Source organism: Streptomyces sp. NPDC001822 (assembly GCF_042892135.1).
In the GTDB taxonomy this organism is placed as follows: domain Bacteria; phylum Actinomycetota; class Actinomycetes; order Streptomycetales; family Streptomycetaceae; genus Streptomyces.
In genome coordinates, this window is sequence record NZ_JBIATW010000012.1 from 38938 (window position 1) to 54228 (window position 15291).

General features: G+C 71.9%; 14 protein-coding genes. 10 read left to right on the forward strand and 4 right to left on the reverse strand.

Going from position 1 to position 15291, the window contains the following annotated elements; all coding sequences use genetic code 11:
* The first annotated feature begins 5 nt into the window (after positions 1-5).
* The 5 genes from ACFYY2_RS25325 (at position 6) to ACFYY2_RS25345 (ending at position 8144) form a co-directional block, all read left to right on the forward strand.
* The gene (locus ACFYY2_RS25325) at positions 6-1112 is read left to right on the forward strand and encodes an ABC transporter permease (protein WP_388747103.1); all 1107 of its coding nucleotides are present in this window, start codon (positions 6-8) and stop codon (positions 1110-1112) included.
* Positions 1109-2095 (forward strand): ABC transporter ATP-binding protein, encoded by a 987-nt coding sequence (locus tag ACFYY2_RS25330; RefSeq protein ID WP_388746700.1) that lies wholly within the window; start codon positions 1109-1111, stop codon positions 2093-2095. Before ACFYY2_RS25325 ends, ACFYY2_RS25330 begins: the two co-directional genes overlap by 4 nt.
* Positions 2096-2149: 54 nt before the next feature.
* The gene (locus ACFYY2_RS25335) at positions 2150-3562 is read left to right on the forward strand and encodes a GH1 family beta-glucosidase (protein ID WP_388746703.1); all 1413 of its coding nucleotides are present in this window, start codon (positions 2150-2152) and stop codon (positions 3560-3562) included.
* A 42-nt stretch (positions 3563-3604) separates the two neighbouring features.
* Positions 3605-6691 carry a glycoside hydrolase family 3 N-terminal domain-containing protein gene (locus ACFYY2_RS25340; RefSeq protein ID WP_388746706.1) on the forward strand — a complete coding sequence of 1029 codons (3087 nt, stop codon included), beginning with the start codon at positions 3605-3607 and terminating at the stop codon, positions 6689-6691.
* Between the two features lie 61 nt (positions 6692-6752).
* Positions 6753-8144 (forward strand): hypothetical protein, encoded by a 1392-nt coding sequence (locus ACFYY2_RS25345; protein WP_388746709.1) that lies wholly within the window; start codon positions 6753-6755, stop codon positions 8142-8144.
* A 61-nt stretch (positions 8145-8205) separates the two neighbouring features.
* On the opposite strand, the gene ACFYY2_RS25350 is transcribed toward ACFYY2_RS25345, so the two are convergent.
* The gene (locus ACFYY2_RS25350) at positions 8206-8805 is read right to left on the reverse strand and encodes an MSMEG_1061 family FMN-dependent PPOX-type flavoprotein (RefSeq protein WP_388746712.1); all 600 of its coding nucleotides are present in this window, start codon (positions 8803-8805) and stop codon (positions 8206-8208) included.
* A gap of 187 nt (positions 8806-8992) precedes the next feature.
* Between ACFYY2_RS25350 and ppk2 the strand changes: the two genes are divergently transcribed.
* On the forward strand, positions 8993-9928 hold the full coding sequence (ppk2, locus tag ACFYY2_RS25355) for a polyphosphate kinase 2 (protein ID WP_388747106.1): 936 nt from the start codon (positions 8993-8995) through the stop codon (positions 9926-9928).
* Positions 9929-9971: 43 nt separating this feature from the next.
* Here ppk2 and ACFYY2_RS25360 read toward each other — a convergent pair whose 3' ends face one another.
* Positions 9972-10697 (reverse strand): TetR/AcrR family transcriptional regulator, encoded by a 726-nt coding sequence (locus tag ACFYY2_RS25360; RefSeq protein WP_388746715.1) that lies wholly within the window; start codon positions 10695-10697, stop codon positions 9972-9974.
* Positions 10698-10814: 117 nt separating this feature from the next.
* Here ACFYY2_RS25360 and ACFYY2_RS25365 point away from each other — a divergent pair, with 117 nt between their 5' ends.
* Positions 10815-11933 (forward strand): FAD-dependent oxidoreductase, encoded by a 1119-nt coding sequence (locus ACFYY2_RS25365; RefSeq protein WP_388746718.1) that lies wholly within the window; start codon positions 10815-10817, stop codon positions 11931-11933.
* 24 nt (positions 11934-11957) lie between these two features.
* On the opposite strand, the gene ACFYY2_RS25370 is transcribed toward ACFYY2_RS25365, so the two are convergent.
* Positions 11958-12221: a DUF397 domain-containing protein gene (locus ACFYY2_RS25370; RefSeq protein WP_388746721.1), complete on the reverse strand. Its 264-nt coding sequence runs from the start codon at positions 12219-12221 to the stop codon at positions 11958-11960.
* Entirely contained in the window at positions 12218-13039 is an 822-nt protein-coding gene (locus tag ACFYY2_RS25375) for a helix-turn-helix domain-containing protein (RefSeq protein ID WP_388746724.1), read from the reverse strand. The genes ACFYY2_RS25370 and ACFYY2_RS25375 overlap by 4 nt, the downstream gene beginning before the upstream one ends.
* Positions 13040-13151: 112 nt before the next feature.
* On the opposite strand from ACFYY2_RS25375, the gene ACFYY2_RS25380 reads away from it, so the two are divergent.
* From ACFYY2_RS25380 to ACFYY2_RS25390, 3 genes are read left to right on the forward strand one after another with little or no spacing between them, the layout of a single operon-like run.
* Entirely contained in the window at positions 13152-13598 is a 447-nt protein-coding gene (locus tag ACFYY2_RS25380; RefSeq protein ID WP_388746726.1) for an ATP-binding protein, read from the forward strand.
* 15 nt (positions 13599-13613) lie between these two features.
* Complete coding sequence (locus ACFYY2_RS25385) at positions 13614-14654, forward strand: NAD(P)/FAD-dependent oxidoreductase (RefSeq protein WP_388746729.1); 1041 nt, start codon at positions 13614-13616, stop codon at positions 14652-14654.
* On the forward strand, positions 14651-15283 hold the full coding sequence (locus tag ACFYY2_RS25390; protein ID WP_388746731.1) for an SAM-dependent methyltransferase: 633 nt from the start codon (positions 14651-14653) through the stop codon (positions 15281-15283). Before ACFYY2_RS25385 ends, ACFYY2_RS25390 begins: the two co-directional genes overlap by 4 nt.
* The last annotated feature ends 8 nt before the right edge of the window (positions 15284-15291 follow it).

The window sequence follows — 15291 nt, forward strand, 5'->3', positions numbered from 1 at the left end:
CGACCGTGTCCGTCACCGCCACCGACGTCGCCGTACTGGACGACCCGCCCGCCCCCGCCGCCGCGGGCCGGGTGAGGTTCCGCTTCCTGCGCGGCGGGAAGACCCGCACCGGCCTGCTGATCCTCGCGTTCTTCGTGGTCCTCGCCGTGGCGGGCCCCTGGCTCGCCCCGTACGACCCGGACGCGATGAGCGACCAGCTGCTGCGACCGCCGTCCGCCGACCACTGGTTCGGGACGACCCAGACCGGACAGGACGTCCTCTCCCAGATCCTGGTCGGCACCCGCGGCGTGCTGCTCGTCGGATTCCTCGCCGGCATCCTGGCGACCGTGCTGTCCGTGCTCATCGGGGTCAGCGCGGGTTTCCTCGGCGGAGCCGCCGACGAGATCCTCTCGATGCTCTCCAACATCTTCCTCGTCATCCCGGGCCTGCCGCTGATCATCATCATCGCGAGCTTCGTCGAGGACACCGGGGACCTGCTGATAGCCGCCGTCATCGCCCTCACCTCATGGGCCTGGGGGGCGCGGGTGCTGCGCGCCCAGACCCTGTCGCTCCGGCGCCGCGACTACGTGGAGGCGGCCCGCGCCACCGGTGAGTCGACCTGGCGGATCATCCTGTTCGAGGTCATGCCGAACCTCACCGCCGTCATCGCGTCCGGCTTCGTCGGCACCGTCATCTTCGCGGTCCTCTCGGAGATCACCCTCGCCTTCATCGGCGTGGCCGACATCTCCCACTGGAACTGGGGGACGGTGCTCTTCTGGGCGCAGTCCAACCAGGCCCTGGCCCAGGGCGCGTGGTGGTGGTTCGTCCCGGCCGGCCTGTGCATCGCCCTGCTGGGCACCGCGCTCTCCCTCATCAACTTCGGCATCGACGAGTTCGTCAACCCGCGCCTGCGCACCGCGACCGCCTCCTCCCGGAAGGTCCGTATGCGGGTCGGCTTCACCCCCGTGGTCCGCACCGCCGGGCCCCGGCCGCCCGGTGCGTCCGAGCCGCCCGAGTTCACCCCGGTGCTCCGCGACGGCGTGACGCCCTCGCCCGCGCCGGCACCGCCCGGCGCCGCGGCGTCCGACGCCCCCGATTCGCCGGGCACGCCCAGCAAGGAGCACAGCGCATGACCGCCGAGCCGATCCTCACCATCAGCGGCCTGAACGTCGACTACGGCACCGGCGCGACCGGCGTCCACGCGCTGCGGGACATCGACCTCACCCTGCACCGCGGGGAGGTCCTCGGCCTGGCGGGCGAGTCGGGCTCGGGCAAGTCCACGCTGGCGTACGCCGTCACCCGGCTGCTCTCCCCTCCCGGGGTGATCACCGGGGGCGACGTGCACTACCACCGGCCGGGCGGCGACGCCGTCGACATCCTCGCCCTGAGCCCGGACGAGCTGCGGGCCTTCCGCTGGCAGGAGCTGTCGATCGTGTTCCAGGGGGCGATGAACTCGCTGAACCCGGTGCACACCGTCCACAGCCAGCTCACCGACGTGCTCACCGCGCACCGCCCCGGCATGCGGGCCGCCGAGCGGACCGCGCGGGCGCAGGAGCTGCTGCACCTCGTCGGTATCTCCGCCGACCGGCTCGCCGCCTACCCGCACCAGCTCTCCGGCGGCATGCGCCAGCGCGTCATGATCGCGATGGCGCTCGCCCTGGAACCCGAGATCGTCATCATGGACGAGCCCACCACCGCACTCGACGTCGTCATGCAGCGGCAGATCCTGCGCAAGCTGGTGGAGCTGCGCGAACGCCTCTCGTTCTCCGTCGTGTTCATCACCCACGACATCTCGCTGCTCATCGAGTTCTCCGACCGGATCGCCATCATGTACGGCGGCCGGATCGTGGAGCAGGCGGGAGCCGCCGAGATCTACCGGGACCCCCACCACCCCTACAGCGACGGCCTGCTGCACTCCTTCCCCGCACTGCACGGCCCCCGCCGCGAACTCACGGGCATCCCCGGCTCGCCCCCGCACCTGTCCGCGATGCCCGCCGGCTGCGCCTTCCACCCCCGCTGCGGCAAGGCCTTCGAGCCGTGTGCCGAGCGGGTGCCGGTCCTGGCCCCGCCGGACGCGGCCCGGGACCGCGAGGTCGCCTGCTGGCTGCACCACTGACCCGACCCGCCCCTCATCCACCGCCCCTGCGGCACACCGGAGTTACGGAGACCCATGAACCTCGCCACGCCCCGCAGCAGCCTGCAGCCCGTCGCCGTCCAGGGACTCCCCGCCGGCTTCCGCTGGGGCGTCGCCACCTCCGCGTACCAGATCGAGGGCGCCGCCTCCGGGGACGGCCGGACCCCGTCGATCTGGGACACCTTCTGCCGGGTGCCCGGTGCCGTGCACCACGCGGAGCACGGCGACGTGGCGTGCGACCACTACCACCGGATGCCCGAGGACGTGGAGCTGATCGCCGGCCTCGGCGTCGACACCTACCGCTTCTCGCTCGCCTGGCCGCGCATCCAGCCGGGCGGCCGGGGCCCCGCCAACGCCAAGGGCCTGGACTTCTACAAGCGGCTCGCCGACGAACTCCGGGGCCGCGGCATCACCCCCTGGGTCACGCTCTACCACTGGGACCTGCCGCAGGAACTGGAGGACGCGGGCGGCTGGCCGGCCCGCGACACCGCCCTGCGCTTCGCCGAGTACGCCATGCTCGCCCACGAGGCGCTGGGGGACCGCGTCGAGCACTGGACGACCCTCAACGAGCCGTGGTGCTCGGCGATGCTCGGATACGCCTACGGGGTGCACGCCCCCGGCCGGAGCGACATGGGCGACGCCATGTCGGCCGTGCACCACCTGCTCCTGGGCCACGGCCTCGCCGCCCGGCAGATGCGCGAGGCCGCGGGGAGCCGCCCGCTGGAGCTCGGCATCACGCTCAACCTCGGCACCGCCACCCCGGAGACCGGCAGCGAGGCCGACCGGGAGGCCTGCCGCCGGGCCGACGGCATGGGCACCCGCCTCTACCTCGACCCGATCGTCCACGGCCGCTACCCCGCGGACGTCGTGGACGACCTCGCGGCCCAGGGCGTCGAACTGCCCGTGAGGGACGGCGACCTGGAGGCCATCGCCACCCCGCTCGACGTCCTCGGCGTCAACTTCTACCGCGGCGCCCTGTTCTCCGGAGTGACCGAGGACGGATCGCCGACGGACACCGACGGCCTCCCCGTCGTGCGCGGCGTGGAACGCGACCTGCCCCGCACCGCCATGGACTGGGAGATCACCCCCACCGAGCTCACCGACCTGCTGCTGCGGCTCCAGCGCGACTACGCGCTGCCGACCGTCATCACCGAGAACGGGGCCGCCTTCGACGACACCGTCGCCGCCGACGGCTCCGTCCCCGACGCCGACCGCACCGCCTATCTCGCCGACCACATCGCGGCGGTGTCCGAAGCCCGTGCGCAGGGCGCCGACGTCCGGGGCTACTTCGCCTGGTCGCTGATGGACAACTTCGAGTGGGCCTACGGCTACGACAAGCGGTTCGGCATCGTCCGCGTCGACTACGACACGCAGCTGCGGACCCTCAAGGACAGCGCCAAGTGGTACCGCGACACGATCCGGCTCACCCGGAACGCCCGCACCGCCTGACGTCCCCGTCCGACCTGTCACCGGAGCAGAGAAGAGCCGCACATGCCCAGCACGCCGCACCGCCGCCCACGTCACCGCGCGAGACCGGTCACGGCCGCGCTCGCCGCCGCCACCGTGCTCGCCTCACTGCTCGCCGGGGCCGTCCCCAGCGCGGCGGCCGACGCCGACGAGCCCGCACCGGTCCTCGTCGACCGCTTCGAGGGCGAGGTCCCCCTCGGCAACCCGCCCGCCGACTCCCTGTTCACCTGGGGCGGCGACGCGGACGACCACCCCGCCCTGACGTTCGAGGAGCGCGCCGACGCCCCCGAGGGCGACAAGGTCCTCCAGGGCACCTACGACATCAGCGCCTGGGGCGGACTCAGCCACGAGTTCGCTGTCGACGAGCCCCCGAAGGACTGGACCGCGCACAAGGGCATCCGCTTCTGGTGGTACGGGCAGAACACCGCGCCCCTGCCGCCCGGTTCGGGCAAGCGGATCAACTTCGAGATCAAGGACGGCGGGGCCAACGGCGGCGCCTCGGAGCTGTGGACCACGTCCTTCACCGACGACTGGGAGGGCTGGCACCAGGTCGAGATCCCCTTCGCGGACTTCGTCTACCGGGCCGACTACCAGCCCGTCGGCGGCATCGACCAGGTCCTCGGCCTGAACGAGATGTGGGGTTACGCCGTCACCCTCCCGACCGGCGCCCCCGGCTCCTTCGCCATGGACGCGGTCGAGCTCTACGGCAAGGCCGACCCGGCCCTGAAGTCGAGCGTCGTGGTCGACTCCGCCGTCCACCCCGTCACGGAGGGCGGCAGGGCGGACATCAGGATCTCCGTCGCCACCACCGGTTCTCTGCCCACCGAGGAGCCCGTCACCGTCGCCTGGACCACCGGGGGCGGCAGCGCGGAACCCGGCAAGGACTACACGCCGGTCACCGGCACGCACACCTTCCCCGCGGGCACCGCCTCCGGCACCGCGCACACCGTCTCCGTGGCCACCGCCAAGGACCGGGGGGCCGAGCCGGCGGAGACGATCCCGCTGGAGCTCACCGTCACCGGCGCCAAGGCGCCGAAGGAGAACCCGCAGGTCGTCATCGACGCCCACGGGCTGCCGTACCAGGACGCGAAGCTCTCCGTGAAGAAGCGCGTGGCGGACCTGCTGTCCCGCATGTCCCCGGCCGAGAAGGCCGGCCAGATGACCCAGGCCGAGCGCAACGCGCTCCGTTCGCCGGGCGACATCGCCACGTACGACCTCGGCTCGCTGCTCTCGGGCGGAGGCTCCGTGCCGACCCCGAACACCGCCGCTGCCTGGGCGAAGATGGTCGACGCCTACCAGCTGCGCGCGCAGGCGACCCGCTTCCAGATCCCGCTGATCTACGGCGTGGACGCGGTGCACGGCCACAACAACGTGATCGGCTCGACGATCATGCCGCACAACATCGGCATCGGCGCGGGCCGCGACCCGGAGCTCGCGGGCAGGACCGGAGCCGTCACCGCCAACGAGGTGCGCGCGACCGGCATCCCGTGGGACTTCGCCCCCTGCGTCTGCGTCACCCGCGACGAGCGCTGGGGCCGTTCCTACGAGGCGTACGGCGAGGACCCCGCCCTGGTCGAGGCCATGGAGACGGTCATCACCGGCATGCAGGGCAGCCCGTCGGGCCGGGACCTCGCCCGCAACGACAAGGTCCTGGCCAGTGCCAAGCACTTCGTCGGCGACGGCGGCACGGAGTTCGGCTCGTCCACCACCGGCTCGTACACCATCGACCAGGGGGTCACCGAGGTCACCCGTCAGGAACTCGAAGCCGTGCACCTCGCGCCCTTCGCCGAGTCCGTGAAGCGGGGCGTCGGCACGGTCATGCCGTCCTACTCCTCGCTGGACGTCATCGGCGACGACGCCGGCCCGGTGAAGATGCACGCCAACGCCGAGATGATCAACGGCGTGCTCAAGGACCGGATGGGATTCGAGGGCTTCGTCATCAGCGACTGGCAGGCCATCGACCAGATCCCCGGTGACTATGCGAGCGACGTCCGCACCTCCGTGAACGCCGGCCTCGACATGATCATGGTCCCGACCGCCTACCAGGACTTCACGAAGACCCTCCAGGACGAGGTCACCGCCGGCCGGATCGGCCGGGCCCGGATCGACGACGCGGTCTCCCGGATCCTCACCCAGAAGTTCCGTCTCGGCCTCTTCGAGAAGCCGTACGCCGACACGTCGAACCTGGACGACGTCGGCTCCGCCGCGCACCGCGCCGTCGCCCGGGAGGCGGCGGCCAAGTCCCAGGTGCTCCTGAAGAACGACGGCGCGGTGCTCCCGCTCAAGGCCTCGCAGAAGGTGTACGTCGCCGGCTCGAACGCCGACGACCTCGGCAACCAGGCGGGCGGCTGGACCATCAGCTGGCAGGGCGCCTCCGGTGCCACCACCACGGGCACGACGATCCTGAAGGGCATCGAGAAGAACACCTCCTCGGCCACCTTCTCGAAGGACGCCTCCGCCCCGACCGAGGGGTATGACGCCGGGGTCGTCGTCGTCGGCGAGAAGCCCTACGCCGAGGGCATCGGTGACGTCGGCAACGGTCACGACCTGGAGCTCACGGACGCCGACAAGAAGGCCGTCGACACGGTCTGCGCCGCGATGAAGTGCGCCGTCCTCGTCGTCTCCGGTCGCCCCCAGCTCATCGGGGACCGGCTCGGCGGCATCGACGCCCTGGTGGCGTCCTGGCTGCCCGGCACCGAGGGCGACGGCGTCGCCGACGTCCTCTACGGCAAGCGCGCCTTCACCGGGCAGCTGCCCGTGACCTGGCCGAAGTCCGAGTCGCAGCTGCCGGTCAACGTCGGCGACGCGACGTACGACCCGCAGTTCCCCTACGGCTGGGGACTGACCACCCTGAAGAAGGTTCCGTCCGGCGGCGAGGCCACGCTCACCGCACTCGCCGTGGCCGCGCAGCTCGCCGAGCGGGCGGGCCTCGGGAGGACCGCGGCGGGCAAGGCGATCGTGGACCGGGCGAGGCTGCTGGTCCAGCAGAGGACCGGCGGAAAGCTGACAGCGGCGGTGTCCAAGCCGTTCGCCGAGGCCGACCACCTGCTGCTCACCGGTGACCTGACCGGTGCCGTGGCGAAGCTCCGCACGGCCTACCGCGCTGCGTAACAGCACGCGGGTGACCCGGGCGGGTGACGCATTCGTCGCCCGTTCGGGTTACTTTCGGAGTATGCGGAAGAGGCTGTTCGCCCCCTTGTGGGCCGTCCTGCTGCTGATGCTCTCAGCGGCCGTGCTGGCCCTGTCCCCGGCCGCCCAGGCCGCCACCTCCACCATCGACGACGCCGGCCGCGCACTGCGCCAGGGCCCGGTCTACGTGGACCCGGCCGCCCGCGGGAACCTCTCCGTCTCGCAGGAGGCGGCCCTGGAGAAGAAGATCAAGGACGCCGACAAGCCGGTCTTCGTGGCCGTGCTGCCCGCGACGTCCCAGTACCCGCCCGAGAACCTCCTGCGGAACCTGCGCAGCGACACCGGGATCACCGGCGTCTACGCGGTCCGCCTCGGCGACGGGTTCAGCGCGGGCGCGGATCCCCAGGTGATGCCGACCCGGGCCGTGGAGAACCTCACCACGGCGGTGAAGGCCCCCGGTACGGACACCGACGCCGCGACCCAGCTCAACGCCTTCGTCGACAGTGCGATCGACCAGGCGCGGGGCAACGCCCCGGCCTCCTGGTCCGGCGGCACCGGGGACGGCTCGGCGAGCGGCGCGCCTGCGGCCGGTCTGATCGTCCTCGGCGGTGTCGTCGTGGCCGGCGGCGCGATCGCGTTCACGGTCGTCCGGCGCAACAGGAAGCGCAAGGAGGAAGAGGAGCGGGTCGCTCTCGAAAGGCTCCGGGTGGTCGTGGACGAGGACATCACCGCGTACGGCGAGACGCTCGACCGGCTGGACTTCAAGCCGGGGGAGCCCGGCGCCGACGACGCGATGCGCGCCGACTACGAACGCGCGCTGGACTCCTACGAGGACGCCAAGTCCCGCATGGGCAACGCCCGCCACCCCTCCGACGTGCGCGGGGTCACCAAGGCCCTGGAGGACGGGCGGTTCTCCCTCGCCGTCCTGGACGCCCGGCGCAAGCACCGTCAACTGCCGGCCCGCCGGCCGCCCTGCTTCTTCGACCCGCGTCACGGCCCCTCGGTCGCCGACGTCATGTGGACACCGGCGGGCGGAGCGGCCCGCGAGGTGCCGGTCTGCGGCGCGGACCAGATGCGGCTGCGGGACGGCGAGGACCCCATGAGCCGCACGGTCGACGTCGGCGACGGCCGCCGCCGTCCGTACTGGGAGGCCGGTCCGGCCTACGGCCCCTGGGCCGGCGGCTACTTCGGCGGCGGCCTGCTGCCCGGCCTCCTGATCGGCACGGTGCTGGGCTCGGCACTCTCCACCCCGGCCTACGCGGCCGAATACGGCGGAGGCGACTTCGGCGGCGGCGACTGGAGCGGCGGTGACGTGTCCGGGTCCGACTTCGACTCCTCCGGCTTCGGCGGGTTCGGTGACGGCGGCGGCTTCGGTGACGGCGGAGGTTTCGGCGGAGGCGGAGGCGGCGGCTTCGACGGGGGCGGCGGGTTCTGAGGGCCTGCCCCGCGCCCGGGCCGCCCCTGGTAACGCCCCGCCTCGGCGCCAGGAGCTCAGCTCACTGGGCGGGACGGCCCTTCCCCGCGGGCCGCTCCTCCCACGTCTCCGGCGCCCACACGCCCGAACGCTTCAGCGACGCCGGGCAGTGCAGGTATATCTCGTCGATGTCCACGACCAGGGCGAGGTCGGGCCGGCGGCCCTTGACCCTCATCTCGTCGAATACCGGAGCGTCCGTGAGGATCCGGGCCCGGCCGTTGATCCGCAGCACCGTCATGGCGCCCGGTATCAGGTACAGCAGGCCCACGTGCGGGTTGGCCAGGATGTTGTGGAAGCTGTCCCCGCGCCGGTTGCCCGGCAGGTCGGGCATCACGAGCGTCCGGGAGTCCAGGACCCGGGTGAAGCCCGCCTCGCCTCCGCGCGGGGACGTGTCGCAGTTCCCGTCGGCGTCCGAGGTGGACACGGCGCAGAACGGCGAGCGGGCCAGCAGGTCGACATCCGCTTCGGTCAGCTCGTCGTGGACCTTCTCGATCACGATGGGCCACGGTTCGCCCATGATCTCGCGCAGCTGCTCGGCCGATTCGAGGGGCACGGCTCCGGCCAAGGGGTTCGCGGTGTCGACGGGAGCGGCCGGGGCCACCGCGGGCGCGGCGTTCGACAAGGGGTTCTCCGAACCTCGTGGGGGCGGGCAGCAGGGCGCTGACCTGGCGCTGTTAGGTTTACCTTACTTGCGTGGCCGGGTGTATCCGGTCCCGAGGGCCATGCGCGCGCCCGTCACGGCCCCCCACGTCATCTGGTGGCGCGGCGGGCGAACGGGTGACAGGCTTGGTCCGGTGGAACCTGACCAGGTGGAGAAGCAGCTGCTGGACGGCCTGACCGTCGACACCAGCAGGCCGGAACAGCCCGTCCTGCTCGACGACGCGGGCAGGCCCATAAAGACCTGGCGCGAGAACTACCCGTACGACCGCAGGATCCGTCGCAAGGAGTACGAGCGGACCAAGCGCATCCTGCAGATCGAGCTGCTGAAACTCCAGCGGTGGACCAAGGACACCGGCGCTCGCGTCGTGGTGGTGTGCGAGGGGCGCGACGCGGCGGGCAAGGGCGGCACCATCCAGCGGTTCACCGAGCGCCTCAACCCGCGTGGCGCGCGCATCGTGGCCCTGGACAAGCCCACGGACCGCGAGCGGGGGCAGTGGTACTTCCAGCGCTACGTGGCCCACCTGCCCGGGCCCGGCGAGCTCGTGTTCTTCGACCGCTCCTGGTACAACCGGGCGGGCGTCGAACGCGTCATGGGATTCTGCACCCCGCCCGAGTACGAACTCTTCCTGAAGCAGTGCCCGGCGTTCGAGAAGATGCTCGTCGACGACGGCGTCATCATGGTCAAGTTCTGGTTCTCCGTCTCCCGTGCCGAGCAGCGCACGCGCTTCGCCATCCGGCAGGTCGACCCGGTGCGTCAGTGGAAGCTGTCGCCCACGGACATCGACTCGCTCGACCGGTGGGACGACTACACGACGGCGAAGATCGACATGTTCCGCGCGACCGACACCGCGCACGCCCCGTGGACCGTCGTCAAGAGCAACGACAAGCGCCGGGCCCGCCTCGAAGCCATGCGGAGCCTCCTCGCCCGTGTCGACTACGCGGCGAAGGACCCTGATGCGGTCGGCAAGCCGGACCCCCTCGTCGTGGGCGCCGCCGCCACCCTGCTGGAGCCGGGCGAGGAGGACACCGCTCTCTCGCCCACCCGCCTCGCCCCCCACACCGACGGCCCGGGGCAGCACCCGTAGGAGGGCCCGGCGGGCACGGCGTCGTGGAACGGCCCGGTGACCGCTATCCGGTGGTGAGGCCCGCGAGGACGAGGTCGATGCCGGACAGGAACTGCTCGTGGTCGTCGTGGTCGCGCAGCCGGCCCGCGACGGCCCGGGTGAACGGGTAGTCCTCGGGGTCGAGTTCCTCCCACGCCCTCGCCACGCTGTCGAGGAACTCGGGCCGGTCCACGCCCGGCGCGAGGGCGCGGCCGCTCTCGGCGTTCGCCGCGTTCTGGCCGGCGGCGCCGAGGATGTAGTGCACCAGCACCGAAGTCGCCGTGAACCACCTCTCTTCGGGTACGCCCAGCGCGCGAACGTGCCGGCCGATGCTCTCGAAGATCCGCGGCGCCACCGACCCCCAGGGGCTCCGGGAGAGCTGGGTGGCGAGCTGGGTGGCGAGCCACGGGTGCTTCTCGATCGCGTCGAACAGGCCGAGCCCGACGGCGCGGATCCCGTCCTGCGGCGACTCCGCGGACGCGCGGGAGCCGGAGGAGGCGGCAGCCGTCTCGGAGGAGGCGAGGGTCAGGGCGGCGGCGAGGACCCCCTCGGTCGCGGCGGCCAGGAGTTCCTCCTTGTTCGCCACGTGCCAGTAGATCGCCCCGGGTCCGGTGGCCAGGCGCTCGGTCAGTGCCCTGAAGGTGAGCCCGCCCTCGCCGACCGTGTCCAGGAGTTCGACGGCGGCGTCGACGATCCGCTCCCGGGAGAGGGCCTCCGTGCGCCGTGCTGACCGGCGGGTGCTCGTTGCCATGCGGCCATTTTGACATATCTGGAGCGCCGTTCCAACATGGGTGGAACGGCATTCCAGATCGAGCCCGGTTCAGTCCGGGCCGGCCCACCGGGCGGTCTCCGCCACGAAGGAGCGACCATGCGCACTTCCGTCACGATCGTCGGAGCCGGACTCGGCGGCCTCACGCTCGCCCGCGTCCTGCACGTCCACGGCATCCCCGCGACGGTCTACGAGGCCGAGCCCTCGGCAGAGGCCCGCACGCAGGGCGGCCAGCTCGACATCCACGAGAACAACGGGCAGATCGCGCTCGAAGCGGCCGGTCTCACCGAGGCGTTCCGCGCGATCATCCACGAGGGCGGCGAAGCCCTTCGCGTGCTCGACCGGGACGGCGCCGTCCTGTTCGAGGAGCCCGACGACGGCGCCGGCGGGCGCCCGGAGGTACTTCGCGGGGACCTGCGCCGCGTCCTGCTCGACTCACTCCCGGACGGCACCGTCCGGTGGGGCCACAAGGTCACCGGCGTCCGGTCCCTCGGCGACGGCCGCCACGAGGTCTCCTTCGCCGACAGGCCTTCCGTGACCACCGGTCTGCTCGTCGGTGCCGACGGTGCGTGGTCGAGGGTCAGGCGGCTGCTCTCCGGCGCCCGGCCCGTGTACGCCGGCACTTCCTATGTCGAGACCTACCTGTTCGACGGCGACACCCGGCACCCGGCCAGTGCGAAGGCGGTGGGCAGCGGGTCCCTGTTCGCGCTCACGCGGGGAAAGGGGATCCAGGCGCACCGCGAGAACGGCGGGACCCTCCACACCTACGTCGCGCTCTCCAAGCCGCAGGACTGGTTCGCGGACATCGACTTCACCGACTCCGCCGCCGCCACCGCACGCATCGCCGAGGAGTTCGCCGGCTGGGCGCCGGAGCTCGTCGCGCTGATCACGGACGGCGAGACCGCGCCGGTGCTGCGTCAGCTCCACACCCTGCCGGACGACCACCGGTGGGACCGGGTGCCGGGGGTGACCCTGCTGGGCGACGCCGCCCACCTCATGATCCCGTCCGGCGAGGGCGCCAACCTGGCCATGTACGACGGCGCGGAACTGGGCCGGGCCATCGCGGCGCGCCCCGACGACGTCGAGGCCGCGCTCACGGCCTACGAGGAGGCCATGTTCCGTCGCAGCTCCGAGGAGGCCGGCGAGGCCGTCCTCCTGCACGAGCGCATGTTCGGCGCCGACGCACCCCACGGCCTGATCGGCATGTTCACCGGGTGAGCGGGAGGGGTGCGGGGGTGCCGGTTACGCCGGGAAGCGGCCGGCGATGCTCAGGAACGCGGCCCAGGCGGCCGGAGGCACGGTGAGCTCGGGGCCGTCGGAAACCTTGGAGTCGCGGATGTGCACGGCGGCGGGGTGGGCGGAGACCTCGACGCAGTCGCCGCCTTCACTGCCGCTGTAGCTGGACTTGTGCCAGTCGTAGGCGACTTCGAGGCAGTTGCCGCCCTGGTCGCTGCTGTGGCTGGACTTGAACCACGAGAGATGTGTGCCGTGTGCCACGCGAGTCATGACGCTCCAAGCAGGTCGTCCAGTAGGCGCGCACTGTTCTCGACGGAAAGCGCCTGCGAACGCAGCATCCCATATTTCTGGTGGAGGACACTTACGGTGTCCGGATCGTCATGGAGGACGCTGGTCAACTGCGCTTCCACATAGGCCAGATGATCGTGATCCGGTGTCTCCAGCAGGACCACCGGCCCGGCCAGACCGGCGTGTTTGGGGAGCTTCATGGGCATGATCTGCAGTCCCAGGAAGGGCAGTTCCATGCTCTCGCGCAGGCGTCGGATCTGGTCCTGCCGCATGGCGGGGGGTCCGATCTCGCTGCGCAGGACGCTCTCCTCCAGGATGAAGTGGAGCATGGGGCGCGGCCTGCGTTCGAGGAGTCGCTGCCGGTCGATCCGGGCGACGACCCACTCCTCGCGCTGTTCCTCTTCGAGTGGCGGATAGAGGCAGGAGAACAAGAAGCGCGCGTACTCCTCCGTCTGCAGCTGCCCCGGAACCACTTGATTCTCGTACGACAGCAGCGTCACCGCCTCCTGCTCGTACTCCACGAAGTCCTGCACGAACGCCGGGAACCGCTCCTTCTGCGGCACCTTCGACACGGCGACCCGCAACACGCCCTTGGTGTCCAGCAGTTCGTCCAGCTGCGCCGCGAAGTCCGCCTGGAGCGCCCGTCGCCCCTGCTCGATCGAGGCGATCGTGTCCTCGCCGACACAGAACCGGTCGGCCAGCGACGTCTGCGTGTGCCCGGCCGCCCGGCGGAAGGCGGCGAGCTGCGCGCCGATGAGGTGCCAGGACGTGACCCGCTTGTTCTTCTTCGCCGAGTGCATGAAGTGCCTCTCCCCGTACGCGAACCCCGCCGGACCCGTCAGCGCCCGTACAGAAGCGGTGTACGACCTGACGCGGTGACCCACAGTAGTGACGTTCTGTGACAGTCGTCCCGTGAATCAATCAACGCAACCCGTCCCCTTCCGCGAGGCGTTCTACCGCCGTGAGCGCAGGTCCGTCCCCCTCGCGCGCCAGTTCGTCCGTGAAGCCCTGGCCGACTGGGCGTGCGGGGTGGATGCCGACGACGTGCTGCTCTGCGTGAGCGAACTCGCCACCAACGCGCTGGTCCACGGTGTCCCGCCCGGGAGGGGGTTCCGCGTGCAGCTGACCTGGAAGGACGCGCTCCGGATCGAGGTCCACGACAGCGGGGGCGGCGAGGTCCGCGAGGAGCCCGGCCCCGGCCCCTACGCGGAGTACGGACGTGGCCTGCTGCTCGTCGGAGCGCTCGCCGACGCCTGGGGGGTGGGGGAGCGGAGTCCGGGCAAGACGGTCTGGTGCGAGTTTGCCGGATCGGCAAGCAAGTTTGTCGTATCGGAACACCGGGCGCACCATCTCCCGTAACAGGAGGTGATTCGCATGAGCGAGACGAAACAGCGGTACGACGTCGTGGTCGTCGGCGGCGGGGCCGCCGGGCTGAGTGGGGCCCTGGCCCTGGCCCGGGCCCGGCGCTCCGTGCTCGTGATCGACTCGGGCAGCCCGCGCAACGCGCCCGCGTCCCACGTGCACAACTACCTTGGCCGGGAGGGCACCCCGCCCTCGGAGCTGCTGGCCATCGGCCGGGCCGAGGCGGCGGAGTACGGCGCCGGGATCGTCCGGGGCGAGGTCGTCTCGGCCGAGAGGCTGCCGGGCGGCGGATTCCGTGTCGTGCGGGCGGACGGGGAAGCCGTCGAGGCCCGTCGTCTGCTGGTGACCACGGGGATCGTCGACGAGCTGCCGCCGGTGGAGGGCCTCGCCGAGCGCTGGGGCGACGAGGTGCTGCACTGCCCGTACTGCCACGGCTGGGAGGTGCGGGACCGGCCGGTCGGCGTGCTGGCGCTCAGCCCCATGGCCGTCCACCAGGCCCTGCTCTGGCGGCAGTGGACCGACGACGTGGTGCTGTTCCGCCACGAGCGGCCCGACTTCACCGACGAGGAGTACGAGCAGCTCGCCGCCCGGGGTGTTGCGGTGGTGGAGGGCGCGGTGGCCGGTCTTGAGGTGACCGACGGCCGGCTCACCGGTGTGCGGCTGGCCGGAGGCGCGGTGATCCCCCGGGAGGCGGTCGTCGTCCAGCCCCGGTTCACCGCGCGGTCGGCGGTCCTGGAGAGCCTCGGGCTGGTGCCCACCGACATGCTGATGGGCGACCACGTCGTCGGCAGCTACATCGCGGCCGACCCCTCCGGAGCCACCGATGTGCCCGGGGTATGGGTGGCCGGTAACGTCGCCAACCTCATGGAACAGGTCGTCGGCGCGGCCGCCGCCGGGCTCAAGGCCGCATCGATGATCAACATGGACCTCGTCACCGACGACACCGCCCGCGCGGTCGAGGCACGCCGCACCCCCTTCTCGGCCGAGGCCGAGCGCCAGGTCACCGAGCGTGTGCTCGGGGACCGCCGTCACGGACTGCAGGAGACGCGATGACCACCGACAGCACCAGGACCGACGCCGAGATGTGGGACGACCGGTACCGCGAGAGCGACCGGATCTGGAGCGGGAAGCCCAACACCGTCCTGGTCCGTGAGGTCGAGGACCTGAAGCCGGGACGCGCCCTCGACCTCGGCTGCGGTGAGGGGGCCGACGCGGTCTGGCTCGCGCGGGGCGGCTGGCAGGTCACCGCGACCGACATCTCACGCGTCGCGCTGGAGCGGGCGGCGGTGCACGCGGCCGACGCCGGCGTCGCGGACCGGGTGGACTGGCAGTGGCACGACCTGGGGGCCACGTTCCCGGCGGGGGAGTACGACCTGGTCTCCGCACAGTTCCTGCACTCCATGGGCGACCTGCCGCGCGAACGGATCCTGCGGCGGGCCGCCGAGGCCGTCGCGCCCGGTGGTGTGCTCCTGATCGTCGGACACGCGGGCTTCCCCTCCTGGGACCACGGCCACGCGGACATGGAGCTGCCGACGACGGACGAGGTGCTCGCCTCCCTCGAACTCCCGGACGGGCAGTGGGAGGTGCTGCTCAGCGGGGAGCACGAGCGGGTCCAGAACGACCCCGACGGGAACCCCACCACCCGCACGGACAACGCGCTGAAGGTCCGCCGCGCGGCGTGAGCCGCCCG